Source organism: Pseudoxanthomonas sp. USHLN014 (assembly GCF_037153335.1).
Lineage (GTDB): Bacteria > Pseudomonadota > Gammaproteobacteria > Xanthomonadales > Xanthomonadaceae > Pseudoxanthomonas_A > Pseudoxanthomonas_A winnipegensis.
Window position 1 is genome coordinate 369,300 of the sequence record NZ_JBBCKO010000002.1, and the last position, 24,218, is coordinate 393,517.

Here is a 24,218-nt window from a genome sequence, read left to right on the forward strand (position 1 = left end):
TGCGCGCAGCGCAAGGGGGAGGTTGGGAGGGGGTTGCTCTTAAGCTTTTGCTGTTGCTCCATGCCAGTAGCAACGGCAAAGGCAACCGCAACAGCTCACCCCTCCCCGGCCCTCCCCTTCGCTGCGCGAAAGGGAGGGGGCCAAACGCTTGTGCGCTTGCGGTGCGTATGCCGTGTGGCTCAGTCGAGCAGGGCCAGGGCGCGCTGGACGTCTTCGGCGGTGCGGGGGCGGATCATGCGCGCGATCTCTTCGCCGTCGCGCAGCAGCACCACGGTCGGCCACAGCTTGACCCGGAACGAGCGGCCCAGCGGGCGGCCGCGGCCGTCTTCGATCTTCATGTGGGCGATGTCGCCGCGCGCGTCGAAGGCGCGCTTGAAGTGCGCCTGCGCCTCGATGCAGTGCGGGCACCAGGCGGTGCCGAACTCGAGGGCGGTCAGGCCGGGCATCGCGTCGATCTGCGTGCGCGCCGGCTCGGGGCTGGTGAATTGTCCGGTGTAGGCCATCGTGGTGCCCCTCCCAAGGCGTGGATGCAGCGCACCCTACCGCAGCGCACCTGACGCCGGCCAGCACAGGGCCGGCTACAGCGCCCGGACGTAGACCAGCTGCCCACCGTTGCCGCCGGCGGCGCGCTCCTGCACGGCGAAGTGGCGCGACTGGCTGCGGAACAGGTCGCTGAGCTTGCGATGGCCGTACAGGCGCGGATCGAAGTCGGGGCGGATCTTGTTGAGATAGGTGCCCACCGCGCCCAGCGAGGCCCAGCCTTCCTCGTCGGAAGCCTCCTCAATGGCCTGGCGCAGCAGCGACAGCGGCGGCGTATTGCCCTTGGCCTGCACCGGCTCGCTCGCCGCGGCGCTCGCGGCCTGCTTGCTCGCGCGCTTGGCCGGCGCGGGCTTGGCCGTCTCCGGCGCGGCACTGGCGGGCTCGGCGCGCAGCACATCGTTGTAGATGAACTTGTCGCAGGCCTGGACGAAGGCATCGGGCGTCTTGCGCTCGCCGAAGCCGTAGACCACCAGGCCTTCCTCGCGCAGGCGCTGGGCCAGGCGGGTGAAGTCGCTGTCGCTGGAGACCAGGCAGAAGCCGTCGAAGCGGTGCGTGTAGAGCAGGTCCATCGCGTCGATGATCATCGAGCTGTCGGTGGCGTTCTTGCCGCTGGTGTAGGCGAACTGCTGCACCGGCGCGATGGAGTGCTTGAGCAGCGCGGCCTTCCACTGGGTCATACGCGAGCTGGTGAAGTCGCCATAGATGCGCTTGACGCTGGCCACGCCGTACTTGGCGACCTCGGCCAGCAGGCCTTCGATCACCGCCGGCTGGGCGTTGTCGGCATCGATCAGCACGGCCAGGCGCTGCTGATCGTCCTCGCTGGCGGCCTTGAGCGGCGATTTGGGTTTCATGCGGGCTCCTTCGTAAAGCCGACATCCTACGCGCCACCCACGAAGCGCCGCGTCGCCGCAGCGTGCAATGGGCGCCGTGCTTCGGCCACACTTGCGCACCCGTCCGGATTCCAAGGCTTACCGCATGTCCGCTTGGCTGCGTCGCAAACCGCTCGACCAGATCACCGTCCACGAAGCCGGGCGCCGCCTGGTGCCCACGCTGTCCTGGCCGCATCTGGTGGCGCTGGGCATCGGCGCCATCGTCGGCACCGGCATCTACACGCTGATCGGCGTGGGCGCCAACCTGGCCGGGCCCGCGGTGCTGATCTCGTTCCTGGCCGCCGGCATCGTCTGCGCCTGCGCGGCGCTGGCCTACGCCGAGATGTCCACGATGATGCCCGCGGCCGGCAGCGCCTACACCTACAGCTACGCGGCGCTGGGCGAGCTCATCGCCTGGGTGGTGGGCTGGAGCCTGATCCTGGAGTACTCGCTGGTGGTGAGCACCGTGGCGGTGGGATGGTCGGGGTACTTCGTCGGCTTCCTGCAATGGCTGGGCGTCTCGTTGCCGCATGCGCTCGTCGCCGGGCCGCACGCCGGCGGCGTGCTCAACCTGCCGGCGGTGCTGATCACCTTCGCCGTGGCCGGGCTGCTGATGGCCGGCACCAAGGAGAGCGCCACGCTCAATGCGGTGCTGGTGGTGGTCAAGCTGATCGCGCTGGCGGTGTTCGTAGCGCTGGCGCTGCCGGCCTTCGACAGCGCGCACCTCACCCCGTTCATGCCCTATGGCTTCTCCAAGTCGCTGGGCGCCGATGGCGTCGAGCATGGGGTGATGGCCGCGGCGGCGATCATCTTCTTCGCCTTCTACGGCTTCGATGCGATCTCCACCGCGGCGGAGGAAACCAAGAACCCCGGCCGCGACCTGTCCATCGGCATCGTCGGCTCGATGATCGGCTGCACGCTGATCTACGTGCTGGTGGCGCTGGCGGCGGTGGGCGCGATGCACTTCACCGTGTTCGGCAAGAGCGCCGAGCCGCTGGCGCTGATCCTGCGCGAGCTGGGCCACGGCACGGCCGCGGCGGTGATCGGCATCGCCGCGGTGATCGCGCTGCCGACGGTGCTGCTGGCCTTCCTGTACGGGCAGAGCCGGATCTTCTTCGTGATGTCGCGCGACGGCCTGCTGCCGCGCGGGCTGTCCAAGGTCAACGCGCGCACCGGCACGCCGGTGGCGACCACGCTGTTCACCGCGATCCTGGTCGCGGCGCTGGCCGGGGTAGCGCGGCTGGACGAGATCGCCGCGCTGGCCAATGCCGGCACCCTGGCCGCCTTCACCGCCGTGGCCGCCTGCCTGCTGGTGCTGCGCAAGCGCGAGCCGGGCCGCGCACGCAGCTTCCGCACGCCGCTGGCCTGGGTCGTCGGGCCGGTCGCCATCGCCGGCTGCCTGTATCTGTTCTTCAGCCTGCCCAGCCGCACCCAGCTCTACTTCCTGGTGTGGAACCTGATCGGCCTGGTCGCCTACCTGGCCTACGGGCGGCGCAAGGCCGAGCTGGGCAAGGCCGACGCCCCGCGCTGAAGGCGCGGGCGCTTCCCTGCCCTGTGCGGACTAGGTCCGCTGGGCGGGGAAGCGCAGCAGGCAGATCAGCACGATGCCGATGACGCAGAACACCAGCGGCACGCACAGCGCGTAGGTCCAGTTGCCGGTGTGCGCCACCAGCTGCGCCATCACCACCGGGAAGATGCCCGCGCTCACGTTGCCCCAGAACGCGGTCCAGGCCGCCAGCAGCGGCGTGCGGCGCCCGCCGAAGTCCTGAACGGACGACCACAGCACGCCCTGCACCAGGCCCACGCCGCACAGCGACAGGCACAGCGTGACCACCACCAGGTGCAGGTTGCTGATGAACGGCACCAGCGCCAGCGCGCCGCCGCCCATGCACAGGCCGAGCACGCCGGCCGGCAGGCGCGCCTGCTTGAGCGAGCCACCGCGCTTGAGCAGGTGATCGGCGAAGAAGCCGTAGGCGGTCACGCTGGCATACAGCGCCAGCCACGGCATGGCGTTGTACCAGCCCGAGGCGGTAAGCGTGACGCCGCGTTCGCCGGTGAGGTACAGCGGCAGCCAGCTGAGGAAGAAGGCCTGCACGCTGATCAGGCAGAAGTAGAACGAGGACAGGAGCCAGGTGGTGCGCGAGGCCAGCATCTGGCGCAGCTCGGGCCAGATGTGCGTCTGGCCTTCGGCCGCCGCGACCGGCCCACCGGGCTGGCCGCGGGTGAGCAGGCACCACACCCCGCACAGACCGACGCCGATCAGCGCATAGGCGTAGAAACACACCCGCCATCCGTAGCGATAGGCCAGCGCGCCGGTGAGGATCGAGCCCACCACCGGCCCCAGGTACTGACCCGACAGCGCGATGGAGGTGAAGCGCGAGCGCCGCTCGGCGGGAAACCAGCGCGCGATCGCGGCCACCGAACTGGGCCAGTCCGGCGCCTGCGCCGCGCCCAACAGCAGGCGCAGCAGCAGCATGGTCCAGAAGCCGGCCGCCAGCGGCATCAGCCCGATGGCCAGCGACCAGCCGAACAACGCGATCGCCAGCAGCCTGCGGAAGCCATAGCGCTGGATCAGCCAGCCCGAGGGCAGCTGGAACAGCGCGTAGGTCCAGGAGATGGCCGCCAGGATGTAGGACATCTGCGCCAGTCCGAAACCGAACTCGCGCTGGATCACCGGCGCCACCATGACGAAGGCGTTGCGATCCACCGACAGGATCAGATTGATCGGCGCCAGCGCGAAGAAGAACGGCACCCAGGGCCGGATCCCTGCGCCGGTGGTACGCGCGCTCTGCTCACCCATGCTCATTGCATCCTCTGGTGGGGGGAACCGGACCTGGCATCGGACCGACGGACCAATGCCAGGCCATGGCGCTGGATCAGAAGTCGAAGGTCACATTGGCGAAGAACGTGCGCGGATCGCCGAGGAAGATGTACGTGGCCGAGCCGCCGATCCAGTAGGTCTTGTCGAACAGGTTGCTCACGCCCGCACGGTAGGTCACCGCGTGGCTGCCGACCAGCTGCTGGTACTTGGCCGTCAGGTCGTAGAGCGTGTAGCTGGGCGTGCTGACGGTGAGCTTCAGGGCGGTGTTCTGGTAGGCCACGGTCTTGCCGGTGTAGCGGGCCTGGGCCGAGAACGAGAGCCCTTCCACCGTCGGCACCGTGTAGTCGGCGTGCAGCGAGGCGCTGGTGCGATACGCACCGGGCACACGCTTGTTGAGCAGCCAGGGGAAGGAGGCGTTGAGGTAGTCGGCCTTGTCCAGCCACACGGCCGAACCGCCGACGACCAGATCGTCGCTGAGCTTCAGGTCCAGCTGGCCATCCAGGCCCTGATAGCGGCTGATGCCGCTCTGCACCCAGACGTTGCGCTCGTTGCCGTAGCCGGTGGCGCGGTCCACGCGGAAGGCGGCCAGCGCGGTGCGCACCAGGCTGCCGTCGTTCTTGAAGCCCAGCTCCCATTGCTTGCTGGTGCCCGGCTCCTTCAGCTCGCCGTAGTTGACGTACTGCGCGCCGACCGCGCTGCCCGGCTCCAGGGCCTCCGAATAGCTGGCATACACCGTGGTCTGCTCGCGCGGCTTGTACATCAGCGCCAGCGTCGGGGTGGTCTCGTCGGTGGTCACCTCGAGGCTGGACTTGGTGTAGCTGGTGGGCGAGGCGAAGGTGTAGCGGCTCTGCTGCTGGCTGTAATGGGTGAAGCGCACGCCGGCGATGGCCAGCCAGTGCGGCGTCAGCTGCACGGTGTCGCTGACGAACAGCGCCTGCTGCCGGTTCCAGTTGTTGGGGAAGCGCGCCTGGCCGTCCACGTCGATCGGCGTGTAGTTGAAGTCCTGATCGACATACAGGTTGCGATAGCCGTAGTTGCGATAGCCCGGCAGCTGGTGCGACAGGCCGCGCGTCTCGCGCTGCTTGATCGTGGTGCCGCCCAGCACCAGCCGGTTCTCCAGGCCGAACACGTCCACCGTGCCGGTCAGCAGCAGCTGCACCGCGTCGTTGTTGTAGATCTGCAGCCCCTCGAAGGTCCGGTCCTGATAGCGGCCGGCGGCGTTGATCAGGCTCAGATAGTCCTTGGAGAACACCTGGTCGGTGCGGCTGTGGGTCAGGCGCAGGTCGGCGGCCCAGTCCTGCGCGAACTTCCAGTTCAACCCCGTGCCCACGTAGAGGAAGCGCGGGTTATCGTAGGCCTGGTCGGCCTGCGGATTGCGCACCACACCTTCGGGCGAGGGCAGCCGCTCCTGGTTGTAGGAGGTCAGGAAGACCATCGGCGCCGGCTTGCCGAAGCGCGACTTGACGTAGATCGAGTCGAACGACCAGGTCAGCGCATCGGTGAGGTTGGCCGTAGTGGCCAGCGACAGCGCGCGCCGCTTGACGTCGGTGCCGGTCGGCGTGGTGCCGTCCTCGTTGACCGCGTTGAGGCGGAAGCCCAGGCCGCTGCCGTCCGAGGCGCCGCGGCCGATGTCCACGTGCTCCTTGAGGATGTTGTTCGAGGTCCAGCCCACATCGGCGCTGAGCAGGCTGCCCTCGACCGGCTTCTTGGTCACGTAGTTGACCGCGCCGCCCGGCGAGGTGAAGCCGTACATGAAGCCCGAGGCGCCCTTCATCAGCTGGATCTGGTCCATGACCTCGATCGGCAGGCTCAGGCCCCAGGTGGTGACCGGCACGCCGTTGAGCTTCTGGCTGCCGTCGGTGGAGGAGATCGCGATGCCGCGCACCGAGATGAAGGACGACCAGCCGGTGTAGGCGCTGCCGGCCTGGCGGGTCACGCTGGCGTCGCCGCCGAAGGCGTCGTACAGCGAGGCCGGCTGCTTGTCCTGCAGGGCCTCGGAGGACACGGCCGAGATGGAGAACGGCGTGTTGAGCTTGGACACCACGCCCAGCGCTCCGCCGGTCACGTCCTTGATCTGGCGGGTGCCCTTGGTGATGATCTTGCCCAGTTCCTTGACGTTGTCCTCGCCGCCGTCGGCGGGCGTGGCGCTCTGCGCGGCAAGCGGGCCGGCCGCGCCCAGCAGCACGGCGGCGATGACACAACACAGCAGGCGGGGCCGCGCGAGGGCGCGCCGCGCAGGGGCATGAGACACGACGGGGAAGGCGGAGCGGGTCATGGGGAGGTGTTCCTGAGAAGGCTGACAGGGAGGGCTGGCGAGCAGTGGAACGGCGGGAGGCGCGGGCGCGCTGAGCGGGTCAGTCGCCGATGCGGATGCAGTGCGTCGGCGGCAGCTGCCGCCGTTGGGACAGGGTGGGCAGGCGCTGGCGCGCGTCGATGACCTCGGCCGGATCCAGGCGCGCGCCAAGCACGGTGGGGTCATCGCCGGCGGCCGCGATGACCTGCCCGAAAGGCGCGACGATGCGGCTGTGGCCGTAGGTGTAAACGCCATCGCGCTGGCCGCACTGGGCCGGCGCGACCACGTAGCTGCAGGTCTCGATCGCGCGGGCGCGCAGCAGGACCTCCCAGTGCAGCGGGCCGGTGACCACCGAGAACGAGGCCGGGATCAGCAGGACATCGGCGCCGGCCTGGGCCAGGGCCTCGTAGAGATAGCCGAAGCGCAGGTCGTAGCAGATCGACAGCCCCAGGCGCAGGCCCAGCGGCACGATCTCCACCACCGTCGGCGCACCCTGGCCGGGGCGCACGCTGGCAGATTCCTGGAAGTCGCCGGCGCCGCCCAGGCGCACGTCGAAGGTGTGCAGCTTGTCGTAGCGCGCCACCACCTCGCCGCGCGGGTCGATCACATGGCTGCGGTTCCAGATGCGCGTGCCGTCCTCGGTGCGCAGCAGCAGCGAGCCGGTGTGCAGCCAGATGCCGAGCTCGCGCGCCAGGTCGGTGCACAGGGCCAGCGTGGTGTCCTGCGCCTCGGGCAGGCAGGTGCCCGGATAATCGCGGTTGTCGCGCAGCAGCAGGTTGGCCGCTTCCGGCAGGCATACCAGCTGCGCACCGGCATGCGCCGCCGCGCGCACCGCCGTGGCGATGGCGGCGTTGTTGGCGGCCACGTCCGCGCCGCTGCACAGCTGCACGGCGGCCACCTGCACCGGCGCGCTCATGCCGCGCCTCCACCGACGCGGTCGTGCGCGGCCAGGAAGGCATCGACATGCCGCATCGTCGCCTCGCGCTCCTCGACATGACACATGTGCGAGGACGCCGGCATGCACACCCAGCGCGCGTCGGGGATGCGCTCGACATAGGCGGCCACGCAGGCCGGCGTGGCCTCGTCGTGGGCGCCGGAGATGACCAGCGTCGGCGCCTGCACCTGGTCCAGGCGCGCGCCGATGTCCCAGTCGCGCAGGCTGCCGATGACGTGGAACTCGGTCGGCCCGTTCATGCTGAAGTAGACGGTGGGATCGTCGGCCATCGCGGCGAAGGTGCGCTGCACTTCCGCCGGCCACGGGTCCAGGCGACAGACGTGGCGCTGGTAGAAGACCTGGGTGGCGGCCTGGTAGTCCGGATGCTGGTAGTCGCCGGTGGCCTCGTGGCGCTCCAGCGCCTCGCGCACGTCCTGCGGCAAGGCCTTGCGCAGCCGTTGCGCCTCGCGCACCCACAGCGGAAACGACGAGGGCGAGGAGGCGATGACCAGGGCGTTGAGTCCGGCCGGCCGGCGCACCGCGTGCTCGGCCGCCAGCATGCCGCCCCAGGACTGGCCCAGCAGGTCGTAGCGCTGGGCGATGCCCAGGTGTTCGAGCAGCGCGTCCAGCTCGTCCAGGAACAGCTGCACCGTCCAGAAGGCATCCGGCGCCTTACGCAGGTGCGTGGAGCGCCCATTGCCCAGCTGGTCGTAGAACACCACCGGCCGGCCGCCCTGGGCCAGGTCGGCGAAGGCCTCCAGATAGTCGTGCGTGCAGCCCGGCCCGCCGTGCAGCAGCACCAGCGGGACCAGGCCGGAGCGCAGGTCGCCGACCACCCGATACCACGTGGCATGCCCCCTGAAAGAGACATGGCTTTCGCGGGGGACACTGCGCTGGTGCATCGATCGTTCCGGTTGCGGGGACAGTCCCCTTCGCAACCAAGACTCGCGATCCGGCGGGCTTGCGACAACTGTAAGAAATTGCAGTTTTATTGCGCGGGCCGGTCGCTAGCATGGATCCGCAACCCGCCAGAGCCCGCCGGCCTCACCGCCGCGGCGACGGCCCGCTCTTTGAGAATCCGCACATCAATCCAGCGGCTCGCGCAGATAGCCGAAATGCGCGGCACGGGCGATGGCCTGCGCCCGGTTGCGCCCGCCCAGCTTGCGCGCGGCGCTCTGCAGATGCAGCACCACGGTCGACTCGGAGCGCTTGAGCTTCCAGGCGATCTGCTTGGAGGACAGGCCCTGGGCCGAGAGCACGATGCACTCCTGCTCGCGCACGCTCAGGCCGATGCCGACCGGGGTGAGCTCCTCGCGGCCGAACAGCTGCGCCAGCCGATCGTTGGTCGCATGCGCCAGATAGGCCAGGCGCAGCACGTGCAGGTCCAGCGCCTGGCGCGCCTCGGCGAAACACGCGTCGTGCCACAGCGCGGTCATGGTGGCGAAGCGGTTGCCGGGCATGTGCAGCGGCACGGTGACCCCGCGCGTGTAGCGCCAGTCGTGCAGCACTTCGGCCACCGCGTGGCTGTCCTCGTCCAGATGCGGCTGCAGCGCCGAGGCCTCCTTGCGGTGATACGACCAGAAGAACGGGCAGGACCCGCGCAGCGCCAGCGCCTGCACCGGATCCTTCTGGTAGAGGCCCTGGCGCACCCACAGGTCGCGCATGTCCGAGGGCACGTTGCAGGGCTCGATCACGCTGGGCGTCATCAGCACGCCTTCGGGCGTGGTCGGCACCGGGGCGAAGTCGTAGATGAGCGCGTCGAAGCCGAAGCGACGCGCGATCTGCAGCGCATTGCGCAGGCAATCCTGGACGCTGGTCGCCGCGGGCACCATGTCGGGCAGTTCCCACGAATTGTCGATGGCGTGCATGAGCCGGATGTCCCCAAGCATCTCGCCCCGGCCCGCTGCAGGCCAGGAAGCGGCAATGGCGAACCCGGTCGTCCTGTCCGGGCGTGTAGCGCCCCTCCCCAGGGTCGCTTGCGGGGTCCTGGCCGGTCGCGGGCCGGTGCTGCGGCCCACCGCGCGCCTTGCGTCGCGCTGCCTCGCGCATCCGTGCCGACCGATCGCCAGGGCCGCGCTGGTGCAACCCCGAGCGCCTGCGTCCGGATCATAGCGCGGTTTTTTCGGCGCACGCGCGCGCAGGCCCCGACGGATTGATGTGCACCGATCGCCCTGGATTTCCCCATTTATTTCCGGAGTCGCGTCATCAACATCACCGTCAACAACAGCAAGCTGTTCACCCGCGGCCGCACCCCGCAGCTCGCGTGCCGCTACGACCAGCGCTTCAGCTACTGCCTGTATCTGCCGCAGACGCCGTACACCACCGCCTCGCGGATCGTGGTCGCCATGCACGGCAGCGAGCGCAGCCACCAGGACTACTGCGATGGCTTCGCCCAGCTGGCCGAGCGCTCCGGGGCGGTCGTGCTGGCGCCGCTGTTTCCCTGCGGCATCGGCGATCCGGACGACATGGACAACTACAAGTACATCCGCTACCACGACATCCGCTTCGACCTGGTGCTGCTGCGCATGGTCGAGGAGGTGCGCCAGCGCTACGGCCTGCAGCCGGCGCTGCTGCAGCTGTTCGGCTTCTCCGGCGGCGCGCACTTCGCGCATCGCTTCCTCTACCTGCATCCACGCACGCTGGAGGCGGTATCGATCTGCGCCCCGGGCCATCCCACGCCGCTGAACCTGCACGCGCCGTGCTGGCTGGGCGTGGCCGATCTGGAGCAGCAGTACGGGCAGGCCGTGGACCTGCCGGCGATCCGCCAGGTCGCCATCCACCTGGCCGTGGGCGAACTGGACACCGCCGAACTGCCGCCGCTCTCGCCGCGCGCCGCGCCCGGCGTGCCGACCCTGCAGCATGGCGCGGGCCAGACCCGCATCGAACGCCTGCAGGCGCTGTCGGCCAACTACCGCAGCTGCGGCATCGATCACCAGTTCGAACTGGTCCCCGGGGCCGGCCACCAGCGCGCGCCGCTGCAGGCCGCCGCGGCGCGCTTCTTCCTGCGGCAGCGGGGGCTGGGCGATGAATGAGCTGCCGACCAATCGCCTGGTCCAACGCCTGCGCGCAGGCGCGGTCTCGCGCGGCGCGTGGCTGTTCACCGCCAGTGCGGATGTCGCCGAGATCCTGGCCGGCTTCGCCCTGGACGCGCTGATCCTCGACCTGGAACACACGCCGACCAGCCTGGACCTGGCGCTGGCCCAGCTGCGCGCCATCGGCGCGCACGGCCCGACGCCGCTGGCACGGGTGGACGCGGCCGACAGCCGGCTGATCAAGCCGCTGCTGGATGCCGGCGCGCAGGGCATCCTCGCGCCGAACGTGGAGTCGGCCGAGCAGGCCGCGCAGCTAGTCGCGCACTGCCGCTATCCGCCCGCCGGCCGGCGCGGCCTGCACTACACGGTCTGCCGCGCCGCCGGCTGGGGCGCGCAGGCTTCGGCCTATGCCGCGCAGGCCGAGGCCAACACGCTGGTGGTGGCGATGATCGAGTCGTCGCGCGGCGTGGCCGCCATTCCCGAGCTGGCCCAGGTGCCGAGCCTGGACATGCTGTTCTTCGGCCCGCTGGATCTGTCGGCCAGCATCGGCGTGCCAGGCCGCTACGACGCGCCAGAGTTCCTCGAACTCTGGCACGAAGGCGAGCGCCGCTGCCGCGAGGCCGGGCTGGCCCTGGGCGGCACCGTCCTGCCCGGCCACGGCGCCGCGCGCCTGGCCGCGCGCGGCTATGGGCTGGTCACGCTGGGCGCGGACGTGGGCTTCCTGCGCGCCGGCGTGGCGGCGACGCTGGAAGACCTGGCGCACCGGCTGGCCTCGACCGCGGAGGTCGAGGCATGAGCGCCCTGCCACGCTACCGCCTCGGCGACTTCCCCGAGCCACTGGACGCTCCCCTGCGCGCCGCACTGGCCCAGGTGGAAACCTCCACCGTCGGCCACGGCGTCCCGTGGGGGCTGATGCGCCGCGACCTGCGTCCGGTCGCGCCCGGGCTGCGCCTGGTGGGGACCGCGGTCACCCTGGCCATCCCGGGCGCCGACTCGACCCTGCTGCACCACGCCCTGAGCCTGCTGCGCCCCGGCGATGCGCTGGTAATCGACCGCCTGGGCGATCGCGACCATGCCTGCCTGGGCGGCATCGTCGCCGCAGCGATCCAGCGCACCGGCGCCGCCGGCGTGATCCTCGATGGCCCCTGCACCGACCTGGAGCAGCTGCAGGCCACCGGCCTGCCGGTGTGGTGCCGCGGCACCTCATCGGTCACCACCCGCCTGCTGGACTGGGGCGGTCGCCTCAACCACCCGGTGAGCTGCGGCGGCGTGGTGGTCCAGCCCGGCGATGCGGTGGTGGCCGATGCCGACGGCGTGCTGGTGCTGCCGCGCCAGGAGGCCGCGGAGATCGCGCGCGCCGCGCTGGCCCTGCAGGCGCGGGCCGACACCCTGCTCGACGCGGTGCGCGCCGGCCAGGCGCTGGGCCTGCACAGCGGCGCCAGCGCCCTGGTCCTGGCCGGCGCCGGGCCCACGCGATGAGCTACCGCCACGTCATCGACGGCACGGCCTGGGACTTTTGCGATCTGCGCACGCTGCTGGCCAAGGCCAGCCCGCTGCGCTCGGGCGACCAGCTGGCGGGGCTGGCCGCCGACTCGGAACTGGAGCGCATGGCCGCGCGCCTGTGCCTGGCCGAGGTGCCGCTGCGGCGCTTCCTGCACGAGGCGCTGATCCCCTACGAGCAGGACGAGGTGACGCGGCTGATCCTGGACACGCACGACGCGGTCGCCTTCGCCCCGGTGGCGCACCTGACCGTGGGCGAGCTGCGCGACTGGCTGCTGTCCGAGCGCGCCACCACCGCGGCGCTGAACCAGCTGGCACCGGGCCTGACCCCGGAGATGGTGGCCGCGGTCAGCAAGCTGATGCGCAATCAGGACCTGATCCTGATCGCGCGCCGCTGCGAGGTGGTCACGCGCTTCCGCAACACGCTCGGGCTGGCCGGCACCCTGTCGGTGCGCCTGCAGCCCAACCATCCCACCGACGATCTGCGCGGGATCGCCGCCAGCATCGTCGATGGCCTGCTGTACGGCGCCGGCGATGCGGTCATCGGCATCAACCCGGCCAGCGACGATCTGCGCGGCCTGGCCGCGCAGGTGCGCATGCTCGACGACATCATCGCCGGGCTGGAGATCCCCACCCAGAGCTGCGTGCTGACCCACATCACCAACAGCCTGCGCATGATCGAGCGCGGCGCGCCGGTGGACCTGGTGTTCCAGTCCATCGCCGGCACGCAGGCGGCCAACGCCAGCTTCGGCATCGACCTGGCGCTGCTGGAGGAGGGCCACCAGGCCGCGCGCGCATTGGGACGCGGCAGCGTGGGCCAGAACGCCATGTACTTCGAGACCGGGCAGGGCAGCGCGCTGTCGGCCGGCGCGCACCATGGGGTGGACCAGCAAACCTGCGAGGCGCGGGCCTACGCGGTGGCGCGCCAGTTCCAGCCGCTGCTGGTCAATACGGTGGTGGGCTTCATCGGCCCCGAATACCTGCTGGACGGCAAGCAGATCATCCGCGCAGGGCTGGAGGACCACTTCTGCGGCAAGTTGCTCGGGCTGCCGATGGGCTGCGACGTCTGCTACACCAACCATGCGCAAGCCGACGCGGACGACATGGACAATCTGATGACCCTGCTGGCCGCCGCGGGCCTGACCTACATGATGGGCGTGCCCGGCGGCGACGACATCATGCTGATGTACCAGAGCAGCGCCTTCCACGACGCGCTGTACCTGCGCCGGCTGCTGGGGCTGCGGCGCGCGCCGGAGTTCGAGCGCTGGCTGCAGCGCGTGTCGCTGGCGGACGCCAACGGCGCGCTGCTGCAGCACGGGCGGCAGCCGGAGATGATGCAGCGCCTGCTCGCGCGCATGCCGCCGCAGGCCGGCCCATGAGCGAGGCCACCGATCCGGACCTGCGCGCGCCCCTGCCCGACCCCTGGCAGGCCCTGCGCGCGCACACCCCAGCCAGGATCGGCCTGGGCCGCAGCGGCACCAGCCTGCCCACGCGCGAGGTGCTCGCCGCGGGTGTGGCGCATGCGCGGGCGCGCGATGCGGTCCACGCCGCGATGGACTGCGCGGCACTGCGCGCCGCGCTGGCGCGGCTGGGCCTGCAGGCGATCGAGGTGGACAGCGCCGCGCCGGATCGCGCCCGCTATCTGCGCCGTCCCGACCTTGGACGGCAGCTGTCCGCCGAGAGCCGCCAGGCGCTGGGCCAGCACCCGCGCCTGCGCCAGGACGACGCCCTGCTGCTGGTGATCGCCGATGGCCTGTCGGCCACCGCCGTCGCGCGGCACGCCGTGGCGGTCTGCGCCCAGATCCTGGCCCAGCGCCCGGCCGACTGGTCGGTGGGGCCGGTGGTCCTGGCCCGGCAGGCGCGCGTGGCGCTGGGCGATGCCTGCGGCGATCTGGTCGGCGCGCCGATGGTGGCGGTGCTGATCGGCGAGCGCCCGGGCCTGAGCACCTGCGACAGCCTGGGGATCTACCTGACCCACACCCCGGGCCCAGGCCTGACCGATGCCGACCGCAACTGCATCTCCAATATCCACGCCGCCGGGCTGTCGCCCGCCCAGGCCGCCGCCAAGCTCTGGTGGCTGATCGGCGCTGCGCAGCTGTTGGGCGCCACCGGCGTGGCGCTCAAGGACGAAAGCCAAGGCCTGCTGCCCGGCTGAGGGCCTGGCCGGCAGGCCTGTGTTGGCCTACCTGCGCGCGGACAAATCGATCGCGCACACCGCCGCGCCGTCGCCGCCGCCGGAGAGCTCGCGGATCGGCGGCAGCTGCTGCGCCCGGGCGATGTCGAGCTTGCCGGCCGGGCAGTCGAAGGTCAGCGGGCCGGCGACCTTGACCGGGGCGAAGTGCCAGGAAGTCGGCTCGAGGTCGGCCGGCGTGATCCTGCCCTTGGCCTTGATCCAGGCCGCCAGGATCTCGCGGCTGCCGTCGGGCGCGGCCAGCACGATGTTGCGGCCATCCAGGCCCGGGAAGCCGCCACCGCCGCTGGCGCGGTAGTTGTTGGTCACCACCACGAACGGCTGCCTGGGGTCGATCGGCTTGCCCCGGTAGGTCAGCTGGGTGATGCGCTGGCCGGCCGGCTTGGTCACATCGATCACATAGGCCACGCCGCCCTGCAGCTGGTCGACGTTGTAGGGCACGTAGCGGGTGTTGATCAGCGCCTGCGGGCCGGGCTTGGCCGGGTCGATGGTGTTGTAGCGCTGGGCCGAGGTCTCCAGCCAGGCCTTGACCCCGGCGCCGTCGGTCTTCACCGCCGTCAGGGTGTTGGGATAGAAGTACAGATCGGCGGCGCTGCGCAGGGTCAGCGTGCCGGCGGGCACGTCGGTGTAGTCGTCCGGCCCGCCGAAGCCGGTGCGGAACGGCGCGGCCGCCGACAGCACCGGCACGTCCTTCAGTTCCGGATGCTGCACCGGCAGCTCGCGCAGCACGTAGTCGCGCTGGGCGGCGTTGACCACGGCCAGCGCGGTACTGTTGCCCACATCGGCGAAGTAGCTGGAGAAGTGCACGGTGCTGGTGCCGATCGGCGTGTCGACATAGGCCTGCGCGGCCGCATGCGCACGCGCCACCAGCGGTGCGATGGCCGGATCGACCGGCACGCACTCGGTCTTGGACGTGCAGATCGGGCGCACCTCGCTGTGCGTGCCGGCCGGGTCGATCGCCCAGCGCCCGTCGCGGCGCACCAGCTTCAGGTCGATCACGCCCAGGTCCTTGCCGAAGAAGCCGCCCATCACCGCCGGCTTGCCGCGCACGAAGCCGCGCGTGGCGTCGGTCTGCGGCAGATCCTTGTAGCGCGGCCCCGGGAATTCGGTATGCGAATGGCCCAGCAGCAGCACGTCGATGCCGGGCACGCCGGCCAGGTGCCAGCCGCCGTTCTCCATGTCCGGCGTGTACGGCGCGGCGTTGAGCCCGCCGTGCAGGATGCCGACCACCAGGTCAGGGTGCTGGGCCTGGATCTGCGGCAGGTAGCGCTGCGCGGCCTCGACCACGCCGGTCACGGTGACCTTGCCTTCCAGGTTCTGCTTGTCCCAGTCCAGGATCGGCGGCGGGGTGAAACCGATGATGGCCACCCGCAGCGGCACGCGCGCCGGCTTGCCGTCGGCGCCGGTGACGGTGATGTCCTTGGACACGATGGTCCAGGGCTGGAAGATCGGCTGGCCGTCGCGCGCGCTGAAGACGTTGGACAGCACCAGCGGGAAGTCGGGCCCCTTGCACTTGGTCTTGGTGCCGCCGTCGACGTTCATCGGCGTGCCGGTGACCTGCGACAGGAAGCCCAGGCCATAGTTGAACTCGTGGTTGCCGGCGGTGCCGCCGTCGTAGCCCATCGCGTCGAAGGCCTGGTAGATGCCCAGCTCCTCCTCGCAGCCGACCGGCTGCACCTTGGCCTGGAAATCGGCCAGCACCGAGCCCTGGATGGTGTCGCCGCTGTCGAACAGGAAGGTATTGGGAAACTCCGCCCGCGCGCGGCGGATCAGCGTGGCCACCCGCTCATAGCCCAGCGTCGGGTCTTCCTTCTGCTTGTAGTAGTCGTAGCTGAGGATGTTGGAGTGGACGTCGGTGGTTTCCAGGATCGCCACCTGCGCGGTGGCGCCATCGGCCAGCGCCGAGCGCGCGGCGGGCGCCGAGGCGCAGCCGGCCAGCGCGGCGGGAACGGAGCAGGACAGCAGGAGCAGGCGTTTTGAGATCACGAGCGTCACGCGGCGGAGCGGGCGGGCGAAAGTAGCAGATCGCGTTGGCCTGCCAATGTCACACCGGCGCATCGGGTGCGATTGAGGCGGGGACGCAGTGATGCGCTCGCTATACTGGACGCCTGCGCGCAGCGCTCCGGCTCCTTCCGCTCCAGGGACGTCCCCGATGCCCGAGATCAGCCATCTGCTTGCCTTCGCCCTTGTCGCCTTCGGCATGGTCCTGACGCCGGGGCCGAACATGATCTATCTGATCTCGCGCTCGATCAGCCAGGGCACGTCGGCTGGCCTGATCTCCCTGATCGGCGTCGCGCTCGGCTTCGTGTTCTACATGCTGTGCGCCGCGCTGGGCATCACCGCCTTCGTGGTGGCCGTGCCCTATGCCTACGACACCTTGCGCCTGGCCGGCGCGGCCTATCTGCTGTGGCTGGCCTGGCAGGCGCTGCGGCCCGGCGGCCGCTCGCCGTTCCAGGTGCGCGACCTGCCCAAGGACGATGCCCGCAAGCTGATCACGATGGGATTTCTCACCAATCTGTTCAATCCCAAGATCGCGGTGATGTATCTGTCCCTGCTGCCGCAGTTCGTCGATCCCACGCGCGGGGATGTGCTGAGCCAGTCGCTGGTGCTGGGCTCCACCCAGATCGTCATCAGCGTGGCGGTCAACGCCGTGATCGCCATGTTCGCCGGCCGCATCGCGCAGTTCCTGGCGCAGCGGCCGACCTGGCAGCGCGTGCAACGCTGGCTGATGGGCACGGTGCTGGCCGCGCTGGCGGTGCGCATCGCCACCGAATCGCGCCGCTAGCCTGCGGCGCCGGGCCGCGCCATACGCCGGCGCACGTGGCCGTGGGGCGATGCGGGGCTTAAGATGCCGCGCGCAACGTGTTCCCCATTCGAGAGGCATCGTCTTGATCATCCATCCCAAGGTCCGCGGATTCATCTGCACCACCACCCATCCGCTGGGCTGCGAGCTCAACGTGCGCGACCAGATCGCCGCCACGCGCGCGCGCGGCGTGCGCGGGGACGGTCCGAAGAAGGTGCTGGTGATCGGCGCCTCCAGCGGCTACGGCCTGGCCGCGCGCATCAGCGCGGCGTTCGGCTTCGGCGCCGACACGCTGGGGGTGTTCTTCGAGAAGCCCGGCAGCGACAAGAAGGCCGGCACCGCGGGCTGGTACAACGCGGCCGCCTTCGACAAGTTCGCCAAGCAGGCCGGGCTGTACGCGCGCTCGATCAACGGCGATGCGTTCTCCGACGAGGCACGCGCCAAGGTCATCGAGCTGATCAAGACCGAGATGGGCGGCCAGGTGGACCTGGTGGTGTATTCGCTGGCCTCGCCGGTGCGCAAGCTGCCGTCCACCGGCGAACTCAAGCGCTCGGCGCTCAAGCCGATCGGCGCGCCCTACACCTCCACCGCCATCGACACCAACAAGGACACCATCACCACCGCCAGCATCGAGCCGGCCACCGAGGAGGAGATCGCCGACACGGTCACCGTCATGGGCGGCCAGGACTGGGAACTGTGGATCGATGCGCTGGCCCAGGCCGGCGTGCTGGCCCCCGCGGCCAGGACGGTGGCCTTCAGCTACATCGGCACCGAGATCACCTGGCCGATCTACTGGCACGGCGCGCTGGGCAAGGCCAAGGCCGACCTGGACGCGACCGCGCAGCGCCTGGGCGCCAGGCTCGCCGCCACCGGCGGCAGCGCCAACGTGGCCGTGCTCAAGTCGGTGGTGACCCAGGCCAGCTCGGCCATCCCGGTGATGCCGCTGTACATCTCCATCGTCTTCAAGGTGATGAAGGAACTGGGCCTGCACGAGGGCACCATCGAGCAGCTGGACCGTCTGTTCCGCGAGCGCATGTACCGCGCCGACGGCGCCGCGCCGGAGCTGGACGACGAGCAGCGCCTGCGCCTGGACGACTGGGAGCTCAAGCCCGAGGTGCAGACCGCGGCCAAGGCGATCTGGCCGCAGGTCACCAGCGAGAACCTGTTCGAGCTGACCGACTACGCCAACTACAAGCGCGAGTTCCTCAAGCTGTTCGGCTTCGAGCGCGACGATGTGGATTACGACGCCGATGTCGATCCGGACGTGAAGTTCGATGTGATCGAGCTCTGAGGAGCTCTGAGCAGGAACGAGTAGGGAGGAACGAGGGACGCGTAAGCGCCTCCCTCGAGCCTCCCGCCTTCGTTCCCGCGAACGCGGGAAGTGCTTTTCGGCAGACGCACGTCTGACCATGCAGCGCCGCTGGCTTTACCGCGCGAACGTCCATGGGTTCCCGCGTTCGCGGGAACGACGGTAGGGGGTTGGTTGCGGGCTTCTGCTCGCGCCCCATTCCTCCGCCCTCGCTCCTGTTTCTCACGGAACATTTCCCCGCGCGGCGTATGTTTGCCGCTTCCGCTCTCCCCCTGTCTCCCCCACTTCCGCCACGATGAATCCAGCCTCGCCCCCCCACGGCGCGCCCGCGGTGATCCGTGTCACCGCCGGCAATTTCCTCGAGATGTACGACTTCATGGTCTATGGCTTCTACGCCACGACCATCGGTCACACCTTCTTCCCCTCTCAGAACGCCTTCGCCTCGCTGATGCTGTCGCTGGCGACCTTCGGCGCGGGCTTCCTGATGCGCCCGCTCGGCGCGCTGGTGCTGGGCGCCTACATCGACCGCCACGGCCGGCGCAAAGGCCTGCTGCTGACGCTGGGGCTGATGTCGCTGGGCGTGCTGCTGATCGCCTTCGTGCCCGGCTACGCCACGCTGGGCGTGCTGGCGCCGCTGCTGGTGCTGCTGGGCCGGCTGCTGCAGGGGTTCTCGGCCGGTGCGGAGCTGGGCGGCGTGTCGGTCTACCTGTCCGAGATCGCCACGCCCGGCCACCGCGGCTTCTACGTGGCCTGGCAGTCGGCCAGCCAGCAGGTGGCGGTGGTGTTCGCCGGTGCGCTGGGCGTGGCCCTGCACGCGTGGCTGGCGCCGGCGCAGATGGACGCCTGGGGCTGGCGCATCCCGTTCTTCATCGGTTGCCTGATCGTGCCGGTGATCTTCCTCATCCGGCGCTCGATGGAGGAGAGCCCGGAGTTCGCCGCGCGCACCGAGCGCCCGGACGGCCGCGCGGTGCTGCGCTCGCTGCGGCAGAACACTGGCGTGGTGCTGGCCGGCGTGGGCATGGTGATGATGACCACGGTGTCCTTCTACCTGATCACCGCCTACATGCCGACCTACGGCCGCGACGCGCTGCAGCTGTCCGACCTGGACAGCCTGCTGGTGACCTGCTGCATCGGCCTGTCCAACTTCGTCTGGCTGCCGGTGTTCGGCGCGCTGAGCGACCGCGTCGGCCGCCGCCCGCTGCTGGTGGCCGCGTCCCTGGCCACCCTGCTCACCGCCTGGCCGCTGCTGCACTGGCTGGTGGCCTCGCCCTCGTTCGTGCGGCTGCTGATCGCCGGCGAATGGCTCTCGCTGCTCTACGGCGCCTACAACGGCGCGATGGTGGTGGCGCTGACCGAGGTGATGCCGGCCTCGGTGCGCACCACCGGCTTCTCGCTGGCCTACAGCCTGGCCACGGCGACCATGGGCGGCTTCACCCCGGCGGTCTCGACCTGGCTGATCCACGCCACCGGCAGCAAGGCGGCCCCGGCGCTGTGGCTGTCGCTGGCCGCGCTGATCGGCCTGGTGGCGACACTGGTGCTGTTCCGCCGCGCGCGGGTGCAGGTCGGCGAGCCGACGCCTTCCTGAGCCTGGTGGCGGGCGTGGGCGAACGCTCCACGGTGCGCTCACCGCCCCGCCTCGCCCGCGTCCCTAGCTGCGCTGCATGCCCCAGCGCCGCACGGTCAGCCGCTCCAGGCCGCTGAAGACCACCACTTCCACCAGCAGCCCCAGCACGATCACCATCGCCAGGCCGGCGAACACCTTGTCGGTGTAGAGCTCGTTGCGGTTCTGGAAGATGTACCAACCCAGCCCGCCTTGGCCCGAGGTGGCGCCGAACACCAGCTCGGCGGCGATCAGCGTGCGCCAGGCGAAGGCCCAGGCGATCTTCAGCCCCGACAGAATCGAGGGCAGCGCCGCGGGCACCAGCAGCTGCACGACATAGCGCGGTCCGCGCAGGCCCAGGTTGCGCCCGGCCATGCGCAGGGTCTGCGGCACCGCCTCGAACCCGGCGAAGGTGCTCAGCGCCAGCGGCCACAGCACCGAGTGCACCAGCACGAACACCAGGCTGCCGGTGCCCAGCCCGAACCACAGCAGCGCCAGCGGCAGCAGCGCGATGGCCGGCAGCGGATTGAACATCGCCACCAGCGTGCCCAGCACATCGCGGCCGATGCGCGTGGAGGCCGCCAGCGCGGTCAGCGCGAACGCACCGAGCACGCCCAGCGCATAGCCCTGCGCCAGCACCCACAGCGAGGCGGCCACGCGCCGCGGCAGCTCGCCGGAGATCAGCCCGTCGTAGAAGGCGCGTGCGGTCTGCAGGAAGCTCGGCAGCAGCAGGTCGTTGCCGACCAGGCGCGCGGCGATCTCCCAGACGAGGGCCAGCACCACCAGCACCAGCGCGCGGCGCAGGCCATCCGGCCAGGGCCGGCGCCGCGCCTGCGGGATCGCGCGCGCGGCCTCCACCGGCACCACGCTGCGCGTGTATTCCGGGCGCACCGGCGGCTGCCGGCGCAGCGGCGTGGCCACCGCGCTCATGCCTGGGCCTCGGTGCGCACGCGCAGCGGCGTCGGCGCGGCGTGCGGCGCCTCGAACAGCAGGTGGTGGATATGCGCGCTGGCCTGCTGGAAGGCGACGCTGGCGCCGCTGCCGGCATCGAACTGGTGCGCGTTGAGTTCGGCGCGCACCTGGCCCGGGTGCGGCGAGAGCAGCAGCACCCGGCTGCCGACCACGAACGCCTCGTCGATGGAATGGGTGACGAACAGCAGGGTGAAGCGCACCTGCTCCCACAGCTCCAGCAGCTGGGCCTGCATGCGCTGGCGGGTCAGCGCGTCCAGCGCGGCGAAGGGCTCGTCCATCAGCAGCACGCGCGGCTGCATCGCCAGCGCGCGGGCGATGGCCACGCGCTGCTTCATGCCGCCGGACAGGGTGTGCGGATAGGCGTCGGCGAAGGCGGTCAGGCCGACCTTCTCCAGCGCATCGCCGGCGCGTTCGCGCGCCTCGGCCCGGCCCAGCCTGCGCGCGACGCGCAGGCCGAACTCGACGTTCTGCCGCACCGTCTTCCACGGCGCCAGCTGGTCGAACTCCTGAAACACCACGCCGCGATCCGGCCCGGGCGCGGCGACCGGCGTCCCGTCCAGCCGGATCTGGCCCTCGCTCGGCGTCAGGAAGCCGGCCACCGCCTTGAGCAGGGTCGACTTGCCGCAGCCCGACGGGCCCAGCAGCACGAAGCGGTCGGCCTCATGCACGTCGAAACTCACCCGATGGGTGGCGCGCACCACGCGCCCGGCCTCGGCGTACTCCAGGCTGACGTGGTCCACCTGCAGCATCGGCTGCGGCAATGCGTGCACGTTCACCGGCCTAGCTCCCGCCCGCGATGAGCGGGTCGTCGAAGAAGTAGTCGCCCACCGCGCCCGGCGCCTGCTTGATCGCGCCGACCTGCTGCATGAAGCGGCCCAGCCCCAGCGTGTTCTGCGGCGCGATGGTGAACTGCACCTGCGGATCGCGCAGCACGGCCAGCACCTGCTCGCGCTCGCTGCCCGGATTGCGCTGCACGTAGACCTCGGCCGCCTCCTCGGGATGGGCGACGATGAACTTGGCCGCCTGGTCCAGCCCGGCCAGGAAGGCGTGGTACAGCGCGGGATTGTCCTTGCGGAACTTCGCCGTGGCGTACAGCACCGTGGCCGAGGACGGACCGCCCAGCACCTGGTAGGAGTCCAGGATCACGTGCGCGGCCGGATTGCGCGCCAGCTCCTGCTGCTGGAACGGCGGAGTGGAGAAGTGCGCGGTGATCTCGCTGCCGCCGGAGATGATCGCCGCCGCCGCGTCCGGATGCGGCAGCGCGACCTGCTGCGCGTCCAGCTTCAGCGCCTGCGCCTGGCCCCAGCGCTGGGCCGAGGCGTACTGGAGGATGCGCGCCTGCACCGACACGCCGACCGCCGGTACCGCGATGCGATCGCTCGGGCGCAGATCGTCGATGCTGCGCACCGACGGCGCGTTGCTGATCAGCTGATAGGGGAAGTTGCCCAGCGAGGCCACGCCGCGCACGTCCTGGCGGCCGCGCGTGCGGTCCCACAGGGTGAACAGCGGCCCGGTGCCGGCGCCGGCCACGTCGATGGCGCCGCTGAGCAGCGCATCGTTGATCGCCGCGCCGCCCGACAGCTGCCGGGTCTCCACCTTGACCGCCAGGCCCTGGGTCTTGGCCTGCTCGACGATGAAACCCTTGGCGTCGGCCACGTCCAGCAGCAGGTAGACGATGCCGAACTGCTTGCCGATGCGCAGCGTGGCCTGCTGCGACGCCGCGCCCGCCGGCGCCTCGCCCTGGCCGGCGTTGCCGCAGGCCGCCAGCAGCGCGGCGCACAGCAGCAGCGCCGTGGCGGGCAGCAGGCGGCGGCGCAGGAACGCGCGGGTCGATGCGGAACGTGGGGGCATTGGACAGGCTCGGGATTGGGGATTCGGGATTCGGGATTGGGCGCGCTGCTTCAGAACGGCGCGTCGCCCTCGATGGTGGTGCGGTAGAGCAGGCGGCGTTCGCTGTCGGGCGTGCCGGCGGCCAGGTGCATGACCGAGCGGTTGTCCCAGAACACCAGGTCGTGCGGCTGCCAGCGATGGCGGTACACCAAGGATTCCCGCGTGCTCAGCGCGAACAGCTCGGCCAGCAGCGCATCGCTTTCGTCCTGCGGCAGGTCGACGATGCGGGTGGTGAAGTGCTCGCTGACGAACAGCGCGCGGCGGCCGGTCTCCGGATGGGTGCGCACCACCGGATGCCGCACCGGCACGACCTCGTCGATCTGTTCCTGGGTCAGCGCCGGGCGATAGGGATTGCGCGCACGCAGCTCCTCGTACTTGGCCAGGTAGCTGTGCTCGGCGAGGCGGCCGTCGATGGCGCGGCGCAGCTCGGCCGGCAGCGTGTCGAAGGCCAGGTGCTGGTTGGCGAACAAGGTGTCGCCGCCCTCGCGCGGCAGCTCCTGCGCATGCAGCAGCGAGCCCAGGCTGGGCCGCTCCTTGTAGGACAGGTCCGAATGCCAGTAGTGGCCCGCATCGCCCAGGCCGATCGGCTTGCCGTCCTGCTTGATGTTGGACACCACCAGCACCTCCGGATGCCCGGCCAGCTGGAAGTTGCGCAGCACGTGGATCTGCAGAGGCCCGAAGCGGCGGCTGAAGTCCACCTGCTGGGCCGGGGTGATGCGCGCATCGCGGAACACCAGCACGTGGTGGTCCAGGTGCGCGCGGTGGATGCGCGCGAAGGTCGCCGCGCTCAGCGGGCGCGACAGGTCCAGGCCCCAGACTTCCGCGCCCAGCGGCGCGTCGAAGGGGACGATCTCCACCGCGTCGGCGATGGCAGGGGAAACGGCGTGGGCAGCGACAGCCATGGGCGGCTCCGGGAGGGATCACGTCCAACGGCGCCGTGCGCCGCCGGACCTGCCACCCTAGGGGCCGTCAGACGGCGACTGAAATAGCCATCGGGCATGTCGTCCGCCTTCGATGGCATATGCCGCGCAAGGCGGTCGTCAGGAACGGGCCTTGCCCGGCCCGCCGGGCGCCCAGGCCGGCAGCGTGCGGCCGCGGGCGACCTTGAGGATGCGGCCCCAGATACGGGCGAACAGCTCGGTCAGCTGCTGATGGTCCATGCCGTGCGGATGGCCGCGCGATCCGGCCTCGTAATGCGCCAGCGCCTCGATCAGCGAGGCGCGCGGGTAACGCACGTACAGCGTGTAGACCAGCTCGATCAGCGGCCAGCAGCGGTGGATGTCGTCGCCCGCCTTGGCGCAGGGCAGGTCCATGAAGCGCGTCCGCCAGTATTCCTGCTCGACCTCGAGGTCCAGCCAGTCTGGCCAATCGCGGCGGCTCGCGTCCTGATCCATGGGGTGGGAAGTTACCCGGCGGCCGGGAAGCCGGCGTGACGGCAATCCCACTCCCTGGCCACCCGGGCGT

The 24,218-nt window shown here is 70.6% G+C and carries 21 protein-coding genes and 1 pseudogene; 9 read left to right on the plus strand and 13 right to left on the minus strand.

Going from position 1 to position 24,218, the window contains the following annotated elements; all coding sequences use genetic code 11:
- Positions 1-179: 179 nt before the first annotated feature.
- Complete coding sequence (locus WFQ05_RS05570) at positions 180-503, minus strand: thioredoxin family protein (RefSeq protein WP_130514667.1); 324 nt, start codon at positions 501-503, stop codon at positions 180-182.
- Positions 504-578: 75 nt separating this feature from the next.
- Positions 579-1,391: an NYN domain-containing protein gene (locus WFQ05_RS05575; RefSeq protein WP_130530109.1), complete on the minus strand. Its 813-nt coding sequence runs from the start codon at positions 1,389-1,391 to the stop codon at positions 579-581.
- Positions 1,392-1,515: 124 nt separating this feature from the next.
- On the opposite strand from WFQ05_RS05575, the gene WFQ05_RS05580 reads away from it, so the two are divergent.
- Positions 1,516-2,940, plus strand: a complete 1,425-nt coding sequence (locus WFQ05_RS05580; RefSeq protein ID WP_337053012.1) for an amino acid permease — start codon at positions 1,516-1,518, stop codon at positions 2,938-2,940.
- 30 nt (positions 2,941-2,970) lie between these two features.
- On the opposite strand, the gene WFQ05_RS05585 is transcribed toward WFQ05_RS05580, so the two are convergent.
- From WFQ05_RS05585 to WFQ05_RS05605, 5 genes are all read right to left on the minus strand, one after another.
- A complete protein-coding gene (locus WFQ05_RS05585) occupies positions 2,971-4,209 on the minus strand; it encodes an MFS transporter (protein ID WP_337053013.1) in 1,239 nt (412 codons plus the stop codon).
- Between the two features lie 76 nt (positions 4,210-4,285).
- Positions 4,286-6,505: a TonB-dependent receptor gene (locus tag WFQ05_RS05590; protein WP_337053014.1), complete on the minus strand. Its 2,220-nt coding sequence runs from the start codon at positions 6,503-6,505 to the stop codon at positions 4,286-4,288.
- Positions 6,506-6,584: 79 nt separating this feature from the next.
- On the minus strand, positions 6,585-7,439 hold the full coding sequence (locus tag WFQ05_RS05595) for a nitrilase-related carbon-nitrogen hydrolase (RefSeq protein ID WP_337053015.1): 855 nt from the start codon (positions 7,437-7,439) through the stop codon (positions 6,585-6,587).
- The gene (locus WFQ05_RS05600) at positions 7,436-8,359 is read right to left on the minus strand and encodes a proline iminopeptidase-family hydrolase (RefSeq protein WP_337053016.1); all 924 of its coding nucleotides are present in this window, start codon (positions 8,357-8,359) and stop codon (positions 7,436-7,438) included. The genes WFQ05_RS05595 and WFQ05_RS05600 overlap by 4 nt, the downstream gene beginning before the upstream one ends.
- Positions 8,360-8,542: 183 nt before the next feature.
- Complete coding sequence (locus WFQ05_RS05605) at positions 8,543-9,325, minus strand: autoinducer binding domain-containing protein (protein WP_337053018.1); 783 nt, start codon at positions 9,323-9,325, stop codon at positions 8,543-8,545.
- 477 nt (positions 9,326-9,802) lie between these two features.
- On the opposite strand from WFQ05_RS05605, the gene WFQ05_RS05610 reads away from it, so the two are divergent.
- From WFQ05_RS05610 to eutC, 5 genes are read left to right on the plus strand one after another with little or no spacing between them, the layout of a single operon-like run.
- On the plus strand, positions 9,803-10,489 hold the full coding sequence (locus WFQ05_RS05610; protein WP_337053019.1) for a hypothetical protein: 687 nt from the start codon (positions 9,803-9,805) through the stop codon (positions 10,487-10,489).
- Complete coding sequence (locus WFQ05_RS05615) at positions 10,482-11,285, plus strand: aldolase/citrate lyase family protein (protein ID WP_337053020.1); 804 nt, start codon at positions 10,482-10,484, stop codon at positions 11,283-11,285. Before WFQ05_RS05610 ends, WFQ05_RS05615 begins: the two co-directional genes overlap by 8 nt.
- A complete protein-coding gene (locus tag WFQ05_RS05620) occupies positions 11,282-11,968 on the plus strand; it encodes an RraA family protein (protein ID WP_337053021.1) in 687 nt (228 codons plus the stop codon). Before WFQ05_RS05615 ends, WFQ05_RS05620 begins: the two co-directional genes overlap by 4 nt.
- Entirely contained in the window at positions 11,965-13,368 is a 1,404-nt protein-coding gene (locus WFQ05_RS05625; protein WP_337053022.1) for an ethanolamine ammonia-lyase subunit EutB, read from the plus strand. Before WFQ05_RS05620 ends, WFQ05_RS05625 begins: the two co-directional genes overlap by 4 nt.
- Positions 13,365-14,144: an ethanolamine ammonia-lyase subunit EutC gene (gene eutC, locus WFQ05_RS05630; protein WP_337053023.1), complete on the plus strand. Its 780-nt coding sequence runs from the start codon at positions 13,365-13,367 to the stop codon at positions 14,142-14,144. Before WFQ05_RS05625 ends, eutC begins: the two co-directional genes overlap by 4 nt.
- 27 nt (positions 14,145-14,171) lie before the next feature.
- Here the strand turns inward: eutC and WFQ05_RS05635 are convergent, their stop codons facing one another.
- Positions 14,172-16,175 carry a bifunctional 2',3'-cyclic-nucleotide 2'-phosphodiesterase/3'-nucleotidase gene (locus WFQ05_RS05635; protein ID WP_337053024.1) on the minus strand — a complete coding sequence of 668 codons (2,004 nt, stop codon included), beginning with the start codon at positions 16,173-16,175 and terminating at the stop codon, positions 14,172-14,174.
- A gap of 157 nt (positions 16,176-16,332) precedes the next feature.
- Between WFQ05_RS05635 and WFQ05_RS05640 the strand changes: the two genes are divergently transcribed.
- From WFQ05_RS05640 to WFQ05_RS05650, 3 genes are all read left to right on the plus strand, one after another.
- Positions 16,333-16,965, plus strand: a complete 633-nt coding sequence (locus tag WFQ05_RS05640; RefSeq protein WP_130514646.1) for a LysE family translocator — start codon at positions 16,333-16,335, stop codon at positions 16,963-16,965.
- A 103-nt stretch (positions 16,966-17,068) separates the two neighbouring features.
- Positions 17,069-18,274, plus strand: coding sequence for an enoyl-ACP reductase FabV (gene fabV, locus WFQ05_RS05645; RefSeq protein WP_337053025.1), 1,206 nt, complete (start codon positions 17,069-17,071; stop codon positions 18,272-18,274).
- Between the two features lie 313 nt (positions 18,275-18,587).
- A complete protein-coding gene (locus tag WFQ05_RS05650; RefSeq protein WP_130514642.1) occupies positions 18,588-19,877 on the plus strand; it encodes an MFS transporter in 1,290 nt (429 codons plus the stop codon).
- A gap of 63 nt (positions 19,878-19,940) precedes the next feature.
- On the opposite strand, the gene WFQ05_RS05655 is transcribed toward WFQ05_RS05650, so the two are convergent.
- From WFQ05_RS05655 to WFQ05_RS05675, 5 genes and pseudogenes are all read right to left on the minus strand, one after another.
- A complete protein-coding gene (locus WFQ05_RS05655) occupies positions 19,941-20,822 on the minus strand; it encodes an ABC transporter permease subunit (RefSeq protein ID WP_130514640.1) in 882 nt (293 codons plus the stop codon).
- Positions 20,823-20,866: 44 nt separating this feature from the next.
- Positions 20,867-21,625: pseudogene (locus WFQ05_RS05660) on the minus strand (ABC transporter ATP-binding protein); the annotation flags it as partial.
- 19 nt (positions 21,626-21,644) lie between these two features.
- Entirely contained in the window at positions 21,645-22,715 is a 1,071-nt protein-coding gene (locus WFQ05_RS05665) for an ABC transporter substrate-binding protein (protein WP_337053026.1), read from the minus strand.
- A gap of 50 nt (positions 22,716-22,765) precedes the next feature.
- Positions 22,766-23,656, minus strand: a complete 891-nt coding sequence (locus WFQ05_RS05670; protein WP_130514636.1) for a TauD/TfdA family dioxygenase — start codon at positions 23,654-23,656, stop codon at positions 22,766-22,768.
- A gap of 138 nt (positions 23,657-23,794) precedes the next feature.
- A complete protein-coding gene (locus tag WFQ05_RS05675) occupies positions 23,795-24,148 on the minus strand; it encodes a hypothetical protein (protein ID WP_337053027.1) in 354 nt (117 codons plus the stop codon).
- Between the last annotated feature and the right edge of the window lie 70 nt (positions 24,149-24,218).